17 protein-coding genes and 1 tRNA gene are annotated in these 19,786 nt (G+C 38.2%); 6 read left to right on the top strand and 12 right to left on the bottom strand.

What is annotated here, in order from left to right; all coding sequences use genetic code 11:
• Positions 1–39: 39 nt before the first annotated feature.
• The 4 genes from ilvD to V5290_RS06255 form a co-directional block, all read right to left on the bottom strand.
• A complete protein-coding gene (gene ilvD, locus V5290_RS06270) occupies positions 40–1,878 on the bottom strand; it encodes a dihydroxy-acid dehydratase (protein WP_333382946.1) in 1,839 nt (612 codons plus the stop codon).
• Positions 1,879–1,977: 99 nt separating this feature from the next.
• Entirely contained in the window at positions 1,978–2,229 is a 252-nt protein-coding gene (gene ilvM, locus V5290_RS06265) for an acetolactate synthase 2 small subunit (protein ID WP_333382944.1), read from the bottom strand.
• A complete protein-coding gene (gene ilvG, locus V5290_RS06260) occupies positions 2,226–3,872 on the bottom strand; it encodes an acetolactate synthase 2 catalytic subunit (protein ID WP_333382943.1) in 1,647 nt (548 codons plus the stop codon). The genes ilvM and ilvG overlap by 4 nt, the downstream gene beginning before the upstream one ends.
• A 337-nt stretch (positions 3,873–4,209) precedes the next feature.
• Positions 4,210–4,680: a hypothetical protein gene (locus V5290_RS06255; RefSeq protein WP_333382941.1), complete on the bottom strand. Its 471-nt coding sequence runs from the start codon at positions 4,678–4,680 to the stop codon at positions 4,210–4,212.
• 310 nt (positions 4,681–4,990) lie between these two features.
• On the opposite strand from V5290_RS06255, the gene V5290_RS06250 reads away from it, so the two are divergent.
• Complete coding sequence (locus tag V5290_RS06250; RefSeq protein WP_333382939.1) at positions 4,991–6,505, top strand: YifB family Mg chelatase-like AAA ATPase; 1,515 nt, start codon at positions 4,991–4,993, stop codon at positions 6,503–6,505.
• Here the strand turns inward: V5290_RS06250 and V5290_RS06245 are convergent, their stop codons facing one another.
• The 4 genes from V5290_RS06245 to pepA form a co-directional block, all read right to left on the bottom strand.
• Positions 6,506–7,402, bottom strand: coding sequence for a hypothetical protein (locus tag V5290_RS06245; protein WP_333382937.1), 897 nt, complete (start codon positions 7,400–7,402; stop codon positions 6,506–6,508).
• Between the two features lie 234 nt (positions 7,403–7,636).
• A complete protein-coding gene (locus V5290_RS06240) occupies positions 7,637–10,495 on the bottom strand; it encodes a valine--tRNA ligase (RefSeq protein ID WP_333383148.1) in 2,859 nt (952 codons plus the stop codon).
• Complete coding sequence (locus tag V5290_RS06235; RefSeq protein ID WP_333382935.1) at positions 10,495–10,971, bottom strand: DNA polymerase III subunit chi; 477 nt, start codon at positions 10,969–10,971, stop codon at positions 10,495–10,497. Before V5290_RS06235 ends, V5290_RS06240 begins: the two co-directional genes overlap by 1 nt.
• A 32-nt stretch (positions 10,972–11,003) precedes the next feature.
• Complete coding sequence (pepA, locus tag V5290_RS06230) at positions 11,004–12,518, bottom strand: leucyl aminopeptidase (protein WP_333382933.1); 1,515 nt, start codon at positions 12,516–12,518, stop codon at positions 11,004–11,006.
• A gap of 186 nt (positions 12,519–12,704) precedes the next feature.
• Here pepA and lptF point away from each other — a divergent pair, with 186 nt between their 5' ends.
• Both lptF and lptG read left to right on the top strand, forming a co-directional pair.
• Positions 12,705–13,805 carry an LPS export ABC transporter permease LptF gene (gene lptF / locus V5290_RS06225; protein ID WP_333382931.1) on the top strand — a complete coding sequence of 367 codons (1,101 nt, stop codon included), beginning with the start codon at positions 12,705–12,707 and terminating at the stop codon, positions 13,803–13,805.
• Complete coding sequence (gene lptG / locus V5290_RS06220; RefSeq protein ID WP_333382929.1) at positions 13,806–14,870, top strand: LPS export ABC transporter permease LptG; 1,065 nt, start codon at positions 13,806–13,808, stop codon at positions 14,868–14,870. It begins immediately after the preceding gene.
• 59 nt (positions 14,871–14,929) lie between these two features.
• On the opposite strand, the gene V5290_RS06215 is transcribed toward lptG, so the two are convergent.
• Complete coding sequence (locus V5290_RS06215) at positions 14,930–15,472, bottom strand: RDD family protein (RefSeq protein WP_333382928.1); 543 nt, start codon at positions 15,470–15,472, stop codon at positions 14,930–14,932.
• A 175-nt stretch (positions 15,473–15,647) separates the two neighbouring features.
• On the opposite strand from V5290_RS06215, the gene V5290_RS06210 reads away from it, so the two are divergent.
• The 3 genes from V5290_RS06210 to V5290_RS06200 all read left to right on the top strand — a co-directional run bounded on the left by V5290_RS06210 (position 15,648) and on the right by V5290_RS06200 (position 17,552).
• Positions 15,648–15,732: transfer RNA gene (locus V5290_RS06210), tRNA-Leu, on the top strand.
• A gap of 109 nt (positions 15,733–15,841) precedes the next feature.
• The gene (locus V5290_RS06205) at positions 15,842–16,855 is read left to right on the top strand and encodes a site-specific integrase (RefSeq protein ID WP_333382926.1); all 1,014 of its coding nucleotides are present in this window, start codon (positions 15,842–15,844) and stop codon (positions 16,853–16,855) included.
• The gene (locus V5290_RS06200; RefSeq protein ID WP_333382924.1) at positions 16,848–17,552 is read left to right on the top strand and encodes a hypothetical protein; all 705 of its coding nucleotides are present in this window, start codon (positions 16,848–16,850) and stop codon (positions 17,550–17,552) included. The genes V5290_RS06205 and V5290_RS06200 overlap by 8 nt, the downstream gene beginning before the upstream one ends.
• Positions 17,553–17,771: 219 nt before the next feature.
• On the opposite strand, the gene V5290_RS06195 is transcribed toward V5290_RS06200, so the two are convergent.
• From V5290_RS06195 to V5290_RS06185, 3 genes are read right to left on the bottom strand one after another with little or no spacing between them, the layout of a single operon-like run.
• Complete coding sequence (locus V5290_RS06195; RefSeq protein WP_333382922.1) at positions 17,772–18,536, bottom strand: hypothetical protein; 765 nt, start codon at positions 18,534–18,536, stop codon at positions 17,772–17,774.
• A gap of 14 nt (positions 18,537–18,550) precedes the next feature.
• Positions 18,551–18,805, bottom strand: a complete 255-nt coding sequence (locus V5290_RS06190; RefSeq protein ID WP_333382921.1) for a hypothetical protein — start codon at positions 18,803–18,805, stop codon at positions 18,551–18,553.
• The gene (locus tag V5290_RS06185; protein ID WP_333382919.1) at positions 18,789–19,487 is read right to left on the bottom strand and encodes a hypothetical protein; all 699 of its coding nucleotides are present in this window, start codon (positions 19,485–19,487) and stop codon (positions 18,789–18,791) included. Before V5290_RS06185 ends, V5290_RS06190 begins: the two co-directional genes overlap by 17 nt.
• Positions 19,488–19,786: the final 299 nt, after the last annotated feature.

Raw genomic sequence — 19,786 nt, 5'->3', positions numbered from 1 at the left:
TTTTGATATCTTGCTACTTATAAGCTCTAAAACGAGGGCTTATTTAAGTTTAGTGATATCTCGTACCGCACCTTTATCGGCAGAGGTTGCCATTGATGCATATACTTTTAATGCCACTGAAATAGGGCGGATACGATCCACTGGCTTCCAACCAATTGCATCTTGTTTTGCACGACGCTCAGCTAATACTTCATCAGATACTTTCAAGTCCATCGCACGCGTTGGAATATTAATATCAATGATATCACCGTTTTCAATTAGACCGATTAAACCGCCAGCTGCAGCTTCAGGCGAAACGTGACCGATTGATAAGCCTGATGTACCACCAGAGAAACGACCATCGGTGATTAATGCACATTCTTTACCTAAACCGATAGATTTAAGGTAACTTGTTGGATAAAGCATCTCTTGCATACCAGGACCGCCTTGCGGGCCTTCGTAACGGATAACAACTACATCACCAGAAACAACTTTACCGCCTAAGATAGCTGCAACTGCATCGTCTTGGCTTTCGTATACTTTTGCCGGGCCAGTGAATGTTAGGTTATCGTCATCAACACCCGCGGTTTTAACAACTGCGCCATCAACGGCCATATTACCAAATAATACAGCTAAACCACCTTCGGTACTGAATGCATTTTCTAAAGAGCGCACACAACCTTCAACACGGTCATTATCTACAGTATCCCAACGGCAAGATTGACTAAATGCTTTAACGGTACGTATACCTGCAGGGCCTGCTCGGTAGAAATCGATGATAGCTTGGTCTTTGGTTTGCATAATATCGTATTGTGCTAACTGCTCACGCATCGTCATGTTTAAGATAGTTGGTGTATCACCATTCAATAAACCAGCTCGATCTAGTTCACCCAAAATAGCCATAACACCACCTGCGCGATGCACATCTTCCATATGGTATTTAGGCGTAGAAGGGGCTACTTTACATAGTTGAGGAATACGACGAGACATCTCATCCATATCGGCTACGGTGAAGTCTAGTTCAGCTTCTTGAGCACAAGCTAAAAGATGCAGAATAGTATTAGTAGAACCACCCATTGCGATATCTAGCGCCATTGCATTTTCAAAAGCGGCACGGTTGGCAATTGAACGTGGTAATACTGAGTAATCGTCTTCTTGGTAGTGACGTCTAGCGATATCAACAATACGAGTACCTGCATCTAAGAATAGTTGCTCACGGTCTGCGTGTGTTGCTAGCATTGAACCATTACCTGGTAATGATAAACCTAACGCTTCAGTTAGACAGTTCATTGAGTTCGCAGTAAACATCCCTGAACATGAGCCACATGTAGGACAAGCACTACGCTCAACCTTTTCAACATCTTCATCAGACACTGTTTTATCAGCGCCCATTACCATTGCGTCAACTAAATCAAGTTTGATAATCTGCTCAGAAAGCTTAGTTTTACCTGCTTCCATTGGACCACCAGACACCATGATCACTGGGATGTTTAAGCGTAATGCCGCCATTAACATTCCCGGTGTGATTTTGTCACAGTTAGAGATACAAACAATCGCATCTGCACAGTGAGCATTTACCATATATTCAATTGAATCTGCAATTAAATCACGTGATGGTAAGCTATAAAGCATACCTGAGTGACCCATTGCGATACCATCATCAACAGCGATAGTATTAAACTCTTTAGCGATACCGCCTGCTGCTTCAACAGCACCAGCAACAAGCTGACCCATATCTTTAAGATGAACGTGTCCAGGTACAAACTGTGTGAATGAGTTTGAAATGGCGATGATTGGCTTACCAAAGTCATCATCTTTTACGCCAGTTGCGCGCCATAGTGCACGTGCACCAGCCATATTACGGCCATGTGTTGAGGTTTTAGAACGATAATCTGGCATGTTAATTTCCTTAAACTGCTTTGCTGGCCAACTCAATTGGCCTTAATAGTAATAATAGTGCAAGTAAAACAGATAACCCTTGAGGGCACAATCTGCAATTTATGCGCTTGCTTTAATATTTCTGCTTGATGCTGATAAAGTGACTGTTAATACACCAATCACTTTATTGATTTGTTTTATTAATAAGCTGATATCTCGTTCACTGCTGACTGTCAGCTCAATGTTTGTAAGTTGTTGTTCCGTAGTGGCATTGATTGTAATAATGGAAAACCCACGATGACGACAGACACGTAATAGACGCTCTAAAAACTCAGGGCTATGCTTTGCCTCAATTGTTAACGTATTGTTCATCCTATACTCTCCATCATTTGGTCATTGGCTGCACCCGGTGGAACAAGCGGCCACACGTTCTCTTCTTCTGAAATAGATACGTGTAATAAATAGGGGCCATCGCTGTTTAATAAACGCTGTAATGCTTGGTCTATTTGAGATTTTACTACAATCGTTTCACCAGGAATATCAAATGCGCTGGCTAGTGTCACAAAATCAGGGTTATCAGTTAAAATAGTCTCGCTAAATCGCCCGTTGAAGAATAATTCTTGCCATTGTCTAACCATACCTAAACGTTGATTATCAATGAGCAGAATTTTTACCGGTAACTGCTTACGTTTAATTGTCCCTAATTCTTGTATGTTCATCATAAAAGAGCCGTCACCTGATACTGCTATTACAGTATCATTTGGGCGAGCGACTTGTGCGCCGACAGCAGCTGGTACGCCAAAACCCATTGTACCAAGGCCTGAGCTAGAAATATGATTTTCAGGGCGATCAACAAACATGTGTTGTGCAACCCACATTTGATGTTGGCCTACATCACTACAAATTACCGTATCTGCAGGCATGGTTTCAGCTAATTGGCGTAATAAAGCCGGTGCAAAAATTGGCTCACCTGGATGATCATAACGATTAGCGTGCGTGACTTTCATCTCGCTGATATGTTGCTGCCATTGTTCAATACTAGGCTTCACCGTGATGGCAGGTAATACTTGTTTAATATCATCGGTCATTGAAATAGTGACTTGACGTAGTTTGTCTATTTCAGCTGCATCTATATCGAGATGAATAACCTTTGCATGTGGCGCGAATTCATCTAGCTTCCCTGTTACTCGGTCATCAAATCGTGCTCCTACTGCGATTAATAAATCACACTCTTGAATCGCTAAATTAGAAGCTTTACTGCCATGCATTCCGACCATTCCCATAAAGTGAGTAGAGTTATGCTCGATACAACCAATTGCTTTTAAAGTGCAAACGCTGGGAATTTGAGTTTGTTCAATAAAAGTACGTAATGCAGGTACTGCTTTTGCCATACCAACACCGCCACCGACATACAATAATGGTTTCTTCGCATGGCTAATTAGATTTTTAGCTTCAGTGATTATCGCTTGATCTAGTGGTTGTTGTGTTTCTGCTAATTGCGCTAAAGCATAAGCAACACTTGGACCGACTTGGATATCTTTAGGAATATCAATCAATACGGGACCAGGACGTCCGCTGGTAGCGATCTCAAAAGCTTGTTCAATAACTGGGCCTAACTGCTCAGCTGTTTCCACCATAAAACTATGTTTTGTACATGCTAGTGATAAACCTAATACATCGACTTCTTGGAATGCATCGGTACCAATTAGATGCGTCGGTACTTGTCCTGTAATCGCAACAACGGGTACTGAGTCTAATAAAGCATCAGCTAAACCTGTAATTAAGTTGGTTGCACCTGGTCCTGAAGTAGCGATGCATACGCCCACTTTACCTGTTGAGCGAGCATAACCAATAGCAGCCATGGCTGCACCTTGTTCATGACGACATAAAAGATGATCAACACCACCATCAAATAGTGCATCATAAAGCGGCATGATAGCGCCACCCGGGTAACCAAATACCTGTGTTACATTTTGCTCTATGAGAGCGTGAACAACAAAGTTTGCACCATTCATGGGGTTTTCCTGAATTTAATGATGGTTAACCAATCTGTTTTGAATGTGTTGAAGATTGATTTTAAAAGGGTGGTCTTTATAGCAAAAAAGTGCAATTCAAACAACTTTTGTTACATTTTTAAACAGATTATTGAATAGATTCGTGAATAGATATTCACTTGAAAGTCGTTGTGTTTGAATCGTTATATTAGGGGAATGTGCTTTATTTTAGAATGAAGAAATAACTACATTTTAAACCGGTGATTGCTTTCTCTAAAATCTTGCTATAGTAGGGGGGAACAGAGGTGGCTTATTATCCAACCTCTGTTTTTTTATACTGTTCTTGATACTGCTGGCGTTATCTAAAGGCTTTTGTCGGTGTATCTGTTTTACTTTTTGTATATTCTGCAACAGTTAGCTGTTCGAAGGCCAATGCGATCCAACTACTCATTAACATGTCATAATGCTGTTCAACGCCACTACAAGCCACCACTATGTTTCCATATACAAATGATCCATAAAATAAAATATCTCCATCTTGTAATGATGAAGGGTGCTTAGATTGAATATCAAGATTAGCACAACCGTTACGCCAAGCTTGATGTGCTTTTTTTCTAGCTAAATTATCAAATTGAATCGTCCATTCTTTTGGGTTACCTAATGATTTCTCAACCAAAATAGCGTTATCGAAGTCAGACTCCCAAGGTTTTAAACTCGGATCCATAATAACAATATGCAGTTCTTTTCTGTTGGTGCGCTCAAATAATTTAAGTATTGCAGGGGTTACTAAGTCGATAGCATCTAATGCTATTTCTTTATTACTTCTCATTGATCAATTCCTTACGTTTGAGCATTAATGGTTTTATAAACGATCAGTAGGAGTGATCATTTAATATTTTAAGTTGTCATACGATACTATTTAACAAGCAAAAATACCGTGAAGAGTAACTCACTTTAATTACCAGAAAAAATAATAAATAAGGCTTATTAATATTGTGTCATTTTGTATTGCAGGTCTAATTATTACATTTGAATACATGTTTCTAGTCTCTCTATTTTGCTGAATAAATTTTGGCTCCTATACTTAAATTAACGCTCAGCAGTGAATTTTCAATGGATAGTTGGTAAAGGGAGTTAACATGGCATTATCGAGGTTAGTGTGTCGCTCTATTTCTGGGGTAGATGCACCCGAAGTAGAGGTTGAAGTTCATCTTGGTACTGGGTTACCTGCTTTTTCTTTAGTCGGGTTACCAGAAACGTCTGTGAAAGAAGCAAAAGACCGCGTACGTAGTGCCATTTTAAATAGTAACTACAAATTTCCAAGCAAACGGATCACAGTAAACCTTGCTCCTGCTAACTTACCTAAGGAAGGGGGACGTTTTGATTTAGCGATTGCTTTGGGTATTTTGATCGCTTCGGATCAATTAAAGTGTTCCGAGATTCTTCAATTTGAGTGTTATGGAGAACTGTCTCTATCGGGAGAGTTACGACATGTTGATGGAATCATACCTTGCGCATTAGCCGCAAAAGAGCAACAGAGACAAGTGATTGTATGCCATGATAATGCCCATGAATGTGCACTAACGGGGGCAAATGGTGTTGTTGCAAACAGCTTAATAGATGTTTGCGCTTATTTACAACAACAGCTTACCTTGCCACCAGCGGAGCAAGATGTAACTCCCCCCATTGCACCTTCTTCTTTAGACTTCAGTGACGTTATTGGTCAAGAACAAGCAAAGAGAGTGCTGGAGGTCGCAGCCGTCGGTTCGCATAATTTATTATTGATTGGGCCGCCTGGTACAGGAAAAAGTATGTTGGCCGAGCGTTTTATGACCTTGTTGCCTAACTTAGAAGAGCATCAAGCTTTACAGACTGCCGCAGTATACTCGGTAAGTGGCAAGCAACGTGATGATTGGTTCATACCACCGTTCCGCGCGCCTCATCATAGTGCTTCGGCTGTTGCGCTGGTGGGAGGCGGAGGTAAACCCAAACCAGGAGAGATTTCGCTATCGCATCATGGGGTGTTGTTTTTGGATGAACTAGCCGAGTTTCCACGGCAAGTATTAGACAGTCTTCGTCAACCGATGGAGAATCACCATGTGACTATCTCTAGAGCAGCAAATCAGGTCACTTTTCCTGCTCATTTTCAATTAATCGCGGCAATGAACCCAAGCCCGTGCGGGCATATATCTGGTAATTTGAGGCGTAGTACGCCAGATCAAATTTTACGATATTTAGGGCGTTTATCAGGCCCTTTTTTAGATCGCTTTGCTTTGGCGATTATGGTGCCTTTATTACCGAAGGGATTATTAGCAGAGTCTCAGTTAGGGACTAAAAATAAATTAGAAACCAGTGCAGAAATTAAAGTGAGAGTCTTAGCTGCTCGTCATATTCAGTTAACTCGGCAAGGTAAGCTAAATCATTATTTATCAAGTCAGGAAGTAAATCAGTTTTGCGTATTAAGTAAAGAAGATGCAATTTTTTTAGAGCAAGCTATTGATAAAATGGGTTTATCTATTCGTGCTTGGCATAGCTTATTAAAAGTGGCTAGGAGTATTGCAGATCTTCAGCAACAAGCTGAAATTTCTAAATCTCACTTGTGTGAAGCATTAAATTATCGAGCAATGGATCGACTTTTAAGTAGTTTCAACTAATTATAGAGTTAACCAGGAGATAGGTTTCAGCGTTTGCATTGATTGTTCAGGCAAGATGCGATTCTCAATGGTAATTATCTTGCGTTTATTTAAATGTAATTTATCTATCTGTGCTTTGTGGTAATGCTTTACAAGCTCTGATAGTTCACCCTTGTCTTTTAATCTGGTCAAACCTAAAGTTATCCTTTGAGCAAGCTCTGGATCGCTTTCATGAACAAAAAAGAAAATTGGATAAGGGTAGTGAAATAACAGTGTATTTTCTATTTCAAAGTCTAACTCTTTATATTTTTCATATTCGTCAGTAATTTCATTAATCCCGCGAAGGTAACAATCAAAGCGTTTCTTTTTTAATTGTTGAAATAATAAAGTGTATTTGTAAGAGGTACTCACATTGAAACCATTGCTTTTTAGAATATCAGTATCCGGCCAATCTTGATGCTGGCCAATGCTTAAATGACTATCTATAAATGCTTGTTTATTATCAATTGTCGAAAACTTATGCTGATCACCTTTATTGATTAAACAAACGCGATATCCGAGTAAGCCATTTAGTAGCGGCACTTTGACTGCAATTGCTCCTTTTTCCCTTTCTATGCTAGAAGCAAAGTGTGCAATGTCTAAGACTCCTTCATATTTTATCGCTAACCTTTGTACAGCTCTACCTTGTTCCATTTCTTTGGAAGAGATAATTTCGTAGCTACCGTATTCATGGCGAGTAATATCTAATGCTTTGGTTAATATTGTAATAAAAATTGGATCAGGGTGTTCAACAGTATGTTTCCATGCAGTAATTCTAGAGTGTGCTTGAGAGGGACTTTGAGCTGCATAGATAGGGCTAGATAAAATGGCTATTAATAAAAATAGAAAAGATTGAATCGTTGTTTGTCGAGAAAACATATTTTTTTCATAAAAGCCAAAGATAGAAACAGTGTAGATCAATTTCAAAAAGTTACTAAAAATATAAGTAATTAATTTTAATTATTATGAAGTAAGCACGGTTTTTATGAAGAAATAAGAGTATGGAGTTTTTGTTGATTTTTAGATTGGTATAAATTGATGCTGGTAAAAAAGGGACTGTTAAACAGTCCCTTAAAAGTATCAACAAATTAAAAACAAAGCTAATCGATGGAATTAAAGTGCTTTGATTGTTTCAATTTGTGCATTGAGTTTGTCACAAGTTGTTTGGTATTCAGCTTGTTTTGCTTTTTCTTTAGTAATAACTGCTTCAGGTGCATTACTCACAAAACGCTCATTACTGAGCTTGCCAGATACTTTATCTAACTCTTTTTTAGCCTTTTCAAGCTGTTTAGCTAAACGTGCTAACTCCGCTTCTACATCAATTAATCCAGCCATTGGAATTAATAGTTCTAATTCACCAACTAATGCTGTCACTGAAGCAGGAGTCTCTTTACCTTGTTCAACAAAAGTAACGCTCTCTAGTTTTGCTAATGCTGCTAAGAAAGCTTCATTATCGTTAAAGCGGCGTTTACCTTCATCATCTGCATTTTTAACTAATACGTTCAGCGGTACTTTTGGACTAATGTCCATTTCACCACGAATGTTACGTACAGCATCAATGACTTGTTTAACCCATTCAAGGTCCGCAACAGCTTGCTCATCTACTTGTGATGCATCATATTCAGGGTAAGCTTCTAACATGATGGTATCACCACCTTGACCCGTGATTGATTTCACTCGTTGCCAAATTTCTTCCGTCATAAATGGTAGCATTGGATGTGCAACACGCAATAAAGTCTCTAATACACTGATTAATGTATTACGCGTACCACGTTGCTCTTCTTCAGACCCTTTGAATAAAACTGGTTTTGTTAATTCTAAGTACCAACCACAGAATTCATTCCAAATGAAATCATAAAGGATGTTTGCTGCGATATCGAAACGATAAGTATCTAATGCTTGACGGAACTCTTTGATCATATTTTGCAATTGACCTTGGATCCAACGATCAGCAAGGCTAAATTGCATTGCTTTGTTGTCGCCAAAACCAAAGTCTTGATCTTCTGCATCCATTAATACATAACGGCTTGCATTCCATAATTTATTACAGAAGTTACGGTAACCTTCAAGACGATTCATATCCCAGTTGATATCACGACCTGTTGAAGCCATCGCTGCTAATGTGAAACGTAATGCATCAGTACCATGTGCTTCGATACCATTGGCGAATGTTTTGCGAGTGTCTTTTTCAATTTTCTTCGCAAGTTGAGGTTGCATCATGTTGCCAGTACGTTTTGTTACTAGGCTTTCAAGATCTAAACCATCAATCATATCTAAAGGATCTAATACGTTACCTTTAGATTTAGACATCTTATCGCCATTTTCATCTCGGATAAGTCCGGTTACGTAAACGGTTTTAAATGGAACTTGCGGAGTACCATCTTCATTCTTCATGAAGTGCATGGTCATCATGATCATACGTGCAACCCAGAAGAAGATAATATCAAAGCCGGTTACTAGTACATCTGTTGAATGGAACGTTTTAAGATCCATTGTTTGGTTTGGCCAACCTAATGTAGAGAATGTCCATAAGCCTGAAGAGAACCAAGTGTCTAATACATCATCATCTTGGTTTAAAACAACACTCTCATCTAAATTATGCTCAGCACGAACAGCTGCTTCATCATGACCAACATAAACTTTACCTGATTCATCATACCAAGCTGGGATACGATGTCCCCACCATAATTGACGAGAAACACACCAGTCATTAAGGTCGTTCATCCATGAGTTGTACATGTTTTCGTATTGCTGTGGCACGAACTTAATATCGCCATTTGCAACGGCTTCTGTTGCTGTTTTAGCAAGAGGTGCAACACGTACATACCATTGGTCTGTTAGCATTGGTTCAATGACTACACCACCACGGTCCCCGTAAGGTACTGTTAAGTCATGGTCCTTGATTTCATCTAATAAACCAATTGCATCTAATTCGCTTACTACTAATTTACGCGCTTCTTCACGTGTTAATCCTTGGAATTGTGCTGGTAACTCTGTTGGGTAATCTTCGCTCTTTTCACCGTTAGTATTAAATACTTCTGCACTATCACGAATACAAGCATCAAAAGTTAATACATTGATCATTGGTAGTTTATTGCGTTTACCTACTTCATAGTCATTGAAGTCATGGGCAGGTGTTATTTTTACACAACCTGTGCCTTTTTCCATATCGGCATGTTCATCAGCTATGATTGGAATTTCACGGTTAACGAATGGCAGTAAAATTGTTTTACCAATTAAGTGTTGGTAACGTGGGTCTTCTGGATTAACTGCAACGCCTGTATCACCTAATACGGTTTCAGGACGTGTTGTTGCCACTACGATGTAATCTTTACCGTCGAGAGTTTTTACACCATTCGCTAATGGGTAACGGAAGTGCCACATGAAGCCTTTAACATCTTTATTTTCTACTTCTAGGTCTGAAATCGCAGTATGTAATTTCGGATCCCAGTTTACAAGACGTTTACCACGGTAGATTAAGTCGTCGTTGTATAAATCAACAAAAGTCTTTTTAACGGCTTCAGATAAACCATCATCCATAGTAAAGCGTTCACGATCCCAATCGACAGAAGTACCTAAGCGTCGCATTTGACGAGAAATGTTACCGCCTGATTCTGCTTTCCAGTCCCAGATTTTTTCAATAAATGTTTCACGGCCTAATTCTTTACGTGTCTGACCTGTTTCTGCAAATAATTTACGCTCAACAACCATTTGCGTTGCGATACCAGCATGGTCTGTACCCATTTGCCAAAGCGTGTTTTTACCTTGCATACGTTGGTAACGAATCAAGGTATCCATGATTGTATCTTGGAAAGCGTGACCCATGTGCAAACTACCAGTGACATTTGGTGGTGGGATCATGATGCAGAAGCTTTCTTTATCAGTATCTCCGTGTGGTTTGAAGTAACCTTTTTCTTCCCAGGTTTGGTAATTTTTTTGCTCAATCGCACTTGGGTTGTATGTTTTTTCCATCATTTGTCTTCTGTCTGGTTGGTTGACTCTTGAGATGCTGCTTCAACATCTTGAGTAGATAGGGTGTGGCCTAATTTTTTATAGGCACTGTAACGCATTCGCGCATTAATTTTTAGTTGTTCTTGTGCTGGCACAAAATCAATAATTTGTTGGAAGTTTAAATTAAACTTCGGGATAGACTGGTTGAGATTAATCAAAACAGCGCGAGGGTGCTGTGGAGCAAGCCAACTAATTTCAACCGGAGAGCCATATCGAGGGCCTTCACCGACTAAATTGTGTGGTACAAAACTATCACCATCAAATTGCCATAAATACTCATCAACAAGAAAAGCATCCTGTTGATTTTCGGTATAAATAAACACTTTTTTGTTTTGTTGGTAATAATAAGCCGCTAACTGGCAAGCCTGCACAAAGTGCGCAGGCAAGTCAGCATTCGTATCGGGTTGCGAATGTATGTAAAAAAGAACTTGGCTCATTATGACAATGTACCTTGTTTAACTTGGTACATTTACGCGTCGATATCCGTTATTTCTTGCTCACTGCGGTTGATCACAAATTGCGTTAATAGCGGAACAGGGCGGCCAGTTGCACCTTTGTTTGTGCCTGAACGCCATGCTGTACCAGCAATATCTAGATGTGCCCATGTGTAAGCTTTAGTGAAACGAGATAAGAAACAAGCTGCAGTGATAGAGCCTGCTGGACGACCACCGATATTTGCCATATCAGCAAATGGGCTGTCTAATTGTTTCTGGAAATCATCATCCATTGGTAATTGCCACGCTTTATCACCAGTTTGGTTTGATGCGCCTAGTAACTCATGTGTTAAGCCTTTATGTGGGCTCATTAATGCGCTGATGTTATGGCCTAAGGCAATAATACAAGCACCGGTTAAGGTCGCCATATCTACAACACATTCTGGTTCGAAGCGCTCTACGTAAGTTAATGCGTCACATAATACTAAACGGCCTTCAGCATCAGTATTTAATACTTCAACCGTTTGTCCTGACATAGTTGTTAGGATATCACCTGGACGATACGCTTTGCTTGATGGCATGTTCTCTGCTGCAGCAACTAAACCTATCACATTGATGTTTAAATCTAATTCTGCGATTGCTTGCATTGTACCAAATACTGATGCTGCACCACCCATATCATATTTCATTTCATCCATGCCAGCGCCTGGTTTTAGTGAAATACCACCTGAGTCAAAGGTTAAACCTTTACCAACTAATACAATAGGTTTTTGATCGCTTGGACCACCTTGGTAATTCATAACCGACATGTAAGCTGGGTTAGCAGAACCTTGGGCAACGGCTAAGTAACTGTTCATGCCTAGTTCTTGCATTTGCGGCGTATCAATAATTTCAGTAGTGATTTTATCAAAACGCTGATCTAGCTCTTGTGCCTGTTGGCTTAAGTATAGTGGCGTACAGATGTTTGGTGGCATGTTTGCTAAATCTTTACATAGCTTCATACCAGCCGATACAGCAACACCATGTTGTAATGCTAGTTCAGCACGTGCTAATTCTTTACGGCTTGGCACGTTAAACGTTAGCTTACGTAAAGGGCGACGAGTGTTGTCTTTATTGGTTTTAAACTGATCAAAATTGTATAGGCTATCTTGTGTTGCTTCGACGGCTTGTCGAACTGCCCAGTAACTATCACGGCCTTTAATGTGTAACTCAGATAAGAAGCAGATAGCTTCCAATGCACCTGTGTCATTTAAAGTTGTAATGGTTTTTTCAATGATTTGCTTGTATTGTTTTTCGGTTAATTCGCGCTCTTTGCCACAACCAACTAATAAAACACGTTCACTTAGAACGTTTGGTACGTGGTGTAAAAATAAAACTTGTCCGACCTTACCTTCAATATCGCCGCGACGTAATAAAGCACTTAAATAACCTTCACTGATTTCATCTAATACTTCGGCTGCATGAGATAGACGGCGAGGTTCAAAAACACCTACAACGATACAGGCGCTGCGTTGCTTTTCCGGGCTACCACTTTTAACTAGAAATTCCATATGTATCCTTAAAACGATTATATTAAGATTAACTGTGCTATTTTTGTAAAAATGCAGTTATCATTAGCTCTTGTGGATCTTGAAACGTAATATAAACTTACTAAAATAGCAATTTTACCGCAATTGCTCTCTTAATCCACTATTTTACCGCTTTTGTAGCATTCTTATTTTACATTGGAGATCAGCTTGATAATTCTTCGTTATTTAATGTTAGAAACATTTAAAAGCCAAGTTGGCATTCTCTTTGTTTTGATCCTCATCTTTGTTAGCCAAAAATTCATCACTATTCTTGCTCAAGCTATTAATGGCGTGATACCTGCTGACTTAGTATTAACTATTTTGTTTCTAAATTTGCCGACGTTAGGCATTTTAATGTTGCCTATTAGTTTTTATTTAGCAATTCTTTTTGCACATGGTCGATTACACAGTGAGAGTGAAATGGTGGCCTTGACCTCATGTGGTTATAGCCCTAATAAAGTCTTGAAGGCCACGTTAACTTTATCATTGTTAACGTTTACCTTTGCTTGTTTTAACAGTTTACTGCTTGCGCCTAGTGCAGAAGATAAAATGATGTCAATCATTGAGCAAGCGGAAGCAAACGCGGGGACTGCGACGCTAATTGAAGGCCGATTTCATAAAGCTTCCGGAAATGGTGGTGTGGTATACGTAGAAAAATATGTTGAAGGACAAAATTTACAAAACGTATTTGCAGCACATTGGCCAAAAGAAGGGGGAATTTCTCCTTCAGTGATCACTGCTAAAAGCGGTAATGTCGCTGAGAAAAAAGATGGGACTTGGTTAACTTTAGAAAATGGTCAACGTTATGCCGGAGTGGTAGGACAAAATGAATTTGAAAATTCAAAATTCTCGACCTACCAAGTGCACATTGCTAATTCTGCAGTAGAAAATAAAACTCGTGATGTAGAAGCACTACCAACTTCAAAATTGATTGGCGTTAATGACCCTAAATATCAAGCTGAGTTACAGTGGCGAATTGCTATTCCTGTTTCTATTTTACTGATCACATTTATGGCTGTACCACTAGCAAGAGTAAATCCACGCCAAGGGCGCTATGCAAAATTATTGCCTGCTTTGGCTTTATACCTTAGCTTTTTCTTATTATTAAGTGCATCAAAAAGTTTAATTGAAGATGGTGCAATCCCTGCTATTGGTATGTGGGCTGGGCAGATATTGTTCTTTATTGTGGGTATTGTTTTACATTTACAAACAATCGGTAAGCTAAATTTTAGTCGTAGAAAAAAGCCGACTCCTAAGGTGGAAAAGTAAATGGGAATTATAGATAGATATATTGGCCGTACGATCTTTGCGGCAACCTTTTTAAGTCTATTTGTCTTAATTGGTTTAAGTAGCATTATTAAATTTGTTGAACAGATGAAGAGTGTTGGAACAGGTGCATATACTGTATTCTCGGCAGCTTACTTTGTGCTTTTAAAAATGCCTGTTGAGATTGCCTTGTTCTTCCCTATGGCTGCTTTAATAGGTGCTTTAATTGGATTAGGTTCATTAGCTAGCAGCAGTGAATTGGTAGTGATGCAAGCAGCTGGCATGTCTAAATTTAGAATTGCGACTGCCGTATTAAAAACCGCTATCCCAATGGTTATAGCTGTGATGTTGTTAGGCGAGTTTGTTGCCCCTCAAACCGATAAAGAAGCTTATTTTATGCGGGATGAACTTCGTAAAGGCACTGAGCGAGTTGATAATAAATATGGAGTTTGGGCAAAAGATGCCAACTCTTTTGTGAGTATTGGCCGAATGAACAGTAAAGCTGAATTATACAACGTTCAGCTGTACTTCTTTGCTGATGATTTAACTTTAAGTCGTGCAATGGTAGCAAACCAAGCGACATATCAAGATGGTTCGTGGTTGTTAAAGGAAGTTAGTCAGACGAATTTTTCCGACGGGCAAACGCAAGTTGAGAATTTTCCTGAATACGTATGGGAAACGGAGTTAACACCGAAAAAATTAGAAGTTATCATCAGTGAACCAGATAAAATGTCGATGCGTGACATTTACGATTACATCACTTACTTAGAAAGTAATGAACAAGATGCGAGTAGTTATTGGTTAATACTATGGCGTAAAGCAGTGCTGCCTTTTACTGTGGTAGTAATGATGCTGTTATCGGTTTCATTTATATTTGGAGGCCTGAGGTCTGTCCCAATGGGGACTCGCCTTATTTTTGGTATAGCCAGCGGCTTTACTTTCCATGTGTCTGGAGAGTTATTTGGACCTGCTAGTTTAGTATTCGGTTTACCGCCAATTTTAGGTGCTTTATTACCTAGTATATTAGTATTAATGATTGCTATGTATCAATTAAGAAAACAAACTTAAGTCGTCAAGTGACACAGAACTTACTCGGTTAGACGTTGTTAACCGAGTAAGTTATTTTATTAATCTTGCTTTTCTGCTTCTTTAAACAGAGTCCATTTATTTAGTGACTTTGGTAGTACCACCACCTCACATTCTGCCCATAGATCCTGAAACGCATTACGATCTTTTAATAACGCCATAAAACTCCCCAACCCAAAAGCGGAAGTTGCTAGGCGAATCGCTGCTTGGGTAAAGCTAATATTGCTACCATCACTATTTTGCACTCTTAACTGGACCACTTTCATACCAAATGTCTGCCCTGTACGGCTCCAAAAATAAGTAAAGAAACCAATGATGAGTATTGATAAATAGATTAAAAACGACATGCTATGACCTAAGTAGTCTGTACTATCTACATATAAACTTAAGTCTATTTTTCCTAGTTTCCCCGCGATATTAACCACTAATAAAGCTAATAAGGTCGCCAACGCAATAAGTATTCCTATTGAAAAGAGATCAACAATATAAGCACCTAAACGCCTCCAAAAAGAAGCTCGCTTACAAGTTTGATATTGCTCAGCAAGACTGACATCTACTCTTTTTCTCTTATTTTGTTTCGCCATGATAATCCCTCAAAAATGTGAAAAAACAGTGTAGCAAATGACCAATAATTTGGCATTTTATTTATCGAAGCAAGTTTTTCAGTGAAATATTGCTTGGTTTTTGAGCGCTTACACTTATTGCGATTAAAAATACTTGTTTGTCATGCTTCCATAGGTATAATTCTCGTCACTCAATGCCCGAGTGGTGAAATTGGTAGACGCGACGGATTCAAAATCCGTTTCCGAGAGGAGTGACGGTTCAAGTCCGTCCTCGGGCACCATTTTTTTCCTAGTCTAGTCAACTAGTTAAAGAAAAATTACAAGTCAACATAGTTTTGTTTCCTGATATTCAGTTACGTTTTTGGCGTAATTTGGCGTAAAGGAAATATAATGGCAACTCTTCAAGCTCGCAAGGGCAAAAAAAATACAACTTATCGCGTAGAATTTATGCGAGAAGGTAAACGTATATCTAAATCATTCAAAATAAAAAAAGATGCTCAAAAGTTCATGGCACTATTGCTGGTGGATAATGATCTAGCCAATAGTTTAACCAACCATATTTTAATCACTTTAAGTTTTTTTGATGCTGTCACACAATTCCTAGATCAAGATACTGGAAAAGACCCAAGTAAACATCAACGTTTAAAACATTGGATTTCTATATTTGGTGACAAGCCTGTCGGTAAAGTGACACGCCAACAAATTAAAGAAGAGTTAAAGGCCTTATCTAATGAGAAGGCTCCTGCAACATTAAATAGATATAAAGCAGCGATTGGCTCTTTGTATGCCTATTTGTCTGATGAATTTGATATAGATTACAATCCAGTAAAAGGCATCCGTCAATACACCGAAGATAATGCTAGAACTCGGTTTTTAAGTGATGGGGAGCTCTCCAGCTTATTTTCAAGCGCTAAAAGCTCAAAATGGGACCAATTATACCTGTTAATTCTAATGGCTGTTACAACAGGTGCTAGACGTTCTGAAATGCTCACGTTGAAATGGAGTGATATAAACTTCAAAGCTAAAACCGCTCACTTACCTAATACTAAAAATGGTGAGCAACGAATATTGACGTTAACAGGTGATGTTGTCACTGAATTAATGAGATTTAGAAATATAGAGGGCTATATTTTTCCTCACCCGAACATACCAAATAATTATTTTCGTAATTTTGATATTCATTGGCAAGGTGCACTGAGAACGGCTGATATAAAAGATTTTAGGTTCCATGACTTAAGGCATACATGTGCAAGCTTGTTAGCTATGAATGGAGCTAGTTTACTTGAAATAGCTCAAGTCTTAGGTCATAAGTCAATTACAATGACTCAGAGGTATAGCCATCTTTGTGTTACTCATAAAGCTAAGCTAACAGATAGAGTATTTGGGGGAATAATTAATGGATGATTTTAAAGTACTTGGTATACCTGTATTTGACAAAAAGTATTCAAAGACGAAAAGTGGCCGCGATGGATTATATGAATTAGAGTTTAATAAATTAACTTCTGAGTTAATTAGTGAGTTTGAAAACGATAGTAAAAGTGCATTGAGTTTACTAAAAAGAATTGCATCAGAGATGCCTGAGTTATTAAATAATTACAGTGCGACCTCACCATGGAACATGATAGCGATTCAACTAGATAAGTTTGGAATTGATGGTAATATTTTTAATTTGTATGAATATGAAGGGCATCAATACTCTATTGGTACTTACCTTAAAGTAAGAGGTAATGCCGAAAAGAATATGGAGCTAATCATCACTTCTCAGCTAGTATTTATCGCATTAGCTATATGTGCTCACCGATTGGAAAATGATCTTGATAATGCTTTGCTCGCTTCAGAGATGCTATTTGGGAGTGGTGTACTAATGGGCCAAGCTACCCTTGAGGGCTATATTATGGCTGGCATGTCTTCAACTAGTGAAGCCACTCAAGAAAAAATAGAGCTAAAAGAAAAAAGGGTTAAGTCTACTGAGACAAAAGCAAAAAATTTAAGAGTAAGGTTTCCTTGTATATCAAAAGATGCAATAGCAGAAATGATTTTTGATGAAGTAGGAGTCTCAAAGAGTACTGTTCGAGACTATCTAAAAAAAATTAAATTGTAATGTACACTAATAATTACAATCAGAACGACCATAAATCGTTATCCTCCTGTTTGTTCCTTAAAAATAAGATACGATTCATAGATTGCCAATCAACTTTTGCTCTAAATTTAGCTAGGAGCGTTATTTTACTCTCTCGAGGGAAATAACGCTCATACCATGAGGCGTAGGAAGTATCTTTATAATAAACAGCTTACTTTATAAACTGCTCATTTTTGCTTTCTAAGCTGCTTTTATTCTTCTTACAAGACTCGATTTTGCTGAGTCAAGAGTATCGGGATTCACCTTTACACTAAGTTTTTCTTTTGGCTTGTTCCCAAGGAAATAGGCAATACGCTCAGCATTTGCTCCACTTGGGTGTGGTAAGCCAGATAAAAGCTGCTTACTATTCAAAACTCCTGTACTAACTAAGTACTCAAGTGCCTCGGTGGCAGCTTTACCAAGTGGCAACCAGAGACAATCTTCACCTAATGTATGTACTTCCTCAGCAAGATATGTATCTAGCATGCTTACTAAGAATGGGTGTTTGCTAACTCTAGGAGTTCCATTGTAGTTATTTCCATTTGATAAAACGACAGGGTATCGAACCGCACTTGTGTAATGAACTAAATAAGAGCAATCACTAAATAGATCATGACAGCTATCGATGTTAAGTTTTTTGTTCAGGCCAACTAGATCTAACATAGAACTTAGTGGTTTTCTAAAGCCTTTAAAACTAGCCGCTTGCTTTGCTCGCTTTTGTATTGTTGTAAAATCAAGGCCTGTATTTAAACCATGCTGTGCTATTGCAATAGCTTCTGATGATTGAGTTTTACCAGGCGTAATACCACAAATTACAATTTTTGCTCTAGTATTAATATGCTCAAACGGCGAATAATAAACAGACAATTTATTGTCACTGTACATTTTCAAGCTTGGATCCCAAGGAGATTTATGAGCACATTTAACAATAGATTGAGTAAAGTTTTTTAAAGTTTTATTTTCCATTTGTGAGCCTTATTTTAGTTATATTTGTGTGCAGTGGTAAGAACATCACCACTATGACTAAGAACAATATAAGGTGCTTTCTCTACAGCTTGAACACATCTTTTTAATGTTTTTAGCAAAGATTTTTTATCACGTTTAGAGAAAGCAATAGTATCTGCCTCATTGTCATTTTCTACATCAGTGCCAAGCATAATAAGAAGCTCTATGACATCAGAATCAATACCGCGCTGCTGACTTCTTTTTGTCGCGTGATTAGTTAACTTGGCCATAATCAATTCCTTCTGTAGATATAAATTTACGCTTTTTTTGTAAAAATTTTCTTGCAACAGGAATAGTGATGAGAATATTTCCTCCCTCTTTTTCAATAACTAATGGATCTTTAATTTTACAAACTTCATTTCTTACAGCACCGATATGGCTTAATCCTGCAAGTAAAGAATATTCTACAGTGGTTAACATGGTTGAATGTGCCACTGGGTACAAACCAGATGAAGGTAATTCATCTAAAATATTAAATTCAAAGTCTAGCTTTAGTCGAGCTAAGAACTTATAAGCTAGTTTAATTGAGGATTCTCTAACTTCTATTTTTTCATGTCCGAAATGGCCGTCATATAATAATGTCGAGTTACATGCAGATGACCATTTATAGAGATCGGTTAATAGATCATCCATATGGTATTCACTTTTAATTCTCTCTAAATTCATTCCTTTTTCTGCATACTCCCATATTAATTTAAGGGTTTTCCATAGGTTTGTCTCGACTACCATTTCTTTCTGCTGAATAGAAGCTTCCCAATCATTCTCTTCAATTAATGATTGAAAGCCTCCCGTTGCAGTTTTTGCTAAAAAGTTAAGATTATTAATGGCGTAGTATGAATACTCCATTAATTCTTCTTCGGTTATCGGTGTGAGTTTACATGCATGATGAATTGTTAGTCCTAATGCGGCCATGGTTTTCTCCAAGTTAAGTATTATGTTTGATTCGTAATAAACAATACAGTTAATTTATTACGTTGTAAACGTAATAAAGAGTTTTTTATAATAAATAAACATTTTGAGATATTTTTAAAAAACATATCTTCTCTATGAACTACTTTGTTTTCTATGGCTGTATTTTTCTAAAATTAAAAGAAAAAATCTAAATAGCTAAAGTGCTTCAACCTCAAGTACCACTATTAAGTTGCGTTGTTGTTTTTAGAGACTATTAAAATTAATGTTTTGTTTAACTATATAAACTTTAAAAAACTTAA

Source organism: Psychromonas arctica (assembly GCF_036697365.1).
Lineage (GTDB): Bacteria > Pseudomonadota > Gammaproteobacteria > Enterobacterales > Psychromonadaceae > Psychromonas > Psychromonas arctica_A.
Note: the sequence above shows the minus strand (reverse complement) of the source record. Positions and strands in the feature narration are given on the sequence as shown.

Coding starts and splice junctions, on each gene's coding strand:
- ilvD (WP_333382946.1), bottom strand. CDS start 1,878: ATGCCAGATTATCGTTCTAAAACCTCAACACATGGCCGTAATATGGCT.
- ilvM (WP_333382944.1), bottom strand. CDS start 2,229: ATGAACAATACGTTAACAATTGAGGCAAAGCATAGCCCTGAGTTTTTA.
- ilvG (WP_333382943.1), bottom strand. CDS start 3,872: ATGAATGGTGCAAACTTTGTTGTTCACGCTCTCATAGAGCAAAATGTA.
- V5290_RS06255 (WP_333382941.1), bottom strand. CDS start 4,680: ATGAGAAGTAATAAAGAAATAGCATTAGATGCTATCGACTTAGTAACC.
- V5290_RS06250 (WP_333382939.1), top strand. CDS start 4,991: ATGGCATTATCGAGGTTAGTGTGTCGCTCTATTTCTGGGGTAGATGCA.
- V5290_RS06245 (WP_333382937.1), bottom strand. CDS start 7,402: ATGTTTTCTCGACAAACAACGATTCAATCTTTTCTATTTTTATTAATA.
- V5290_RS06240 (WP_333383148.1), bottom strand. CDS start 10,495: ATGGAAAAAACATACAACCCAAGTGCGATTGAGCAAAAAAATTACCAA.
- V5290_RS06235 (WP_333382935.1), bottom strand. CDS start 10,971: ATGAGCCAAGTTCTTTTTTACATACATTCGCAACCCGATACGAATGCT.
- pepA (WP_333382933.1), bottom strand. CDS start 12,518: ATGGAATTTCTAGTTAAAAGTGGTAGCCCGGAAAAGCAACGCAGCGCC.
- lptG (WP_333382929.1), top strand. CDS start 13,806: ATGGGAATTATAGATAGATATATTGGCCGTACGATCTTTGCGGCAACC.
- V5290_RS06215 (WP_333382928.1), bottom strand. CDS start 15,472: ATGGCGAAACAAAATAAGAGAAAAAGAGTAGATGTCAGTCTTGCTGAG.
- V5290_RS06205 (WP_333382926.1), top strand. CDS start 15,842: ATGGCAACTCTTCAAGCTCGCAAGGGCAAAAAAAATACAACTTATCGC.
- V5290_RS06200 (WP_333382924.1), top strand. CDS start 16,848: ATGGATGATTTTAAAGTACTTGGTATACCTGTATTTGACAAAAAGTAT.
- V5290_RS06195 (WP_333382922.1), bottom strand. CDS start 18,536: ATGGAAAATAAAACTTTAAAAAACTTTACTCAATCTATTGTTAAATGT.
- V5290_RS06190 (WP_333382921.1), bottom strand. CDS start 18,805: ATGGCCAAGTTAACTAATCACGCGACAAAAAGAAGTCAGCAGCGCGGT.
- V5290_RS06185 (WP_333382919.1), bottom strand. CDS start 19,487: ATGGCCGCATTAGGACTAACAATTCATCATGCATGTAAACTCACACCG.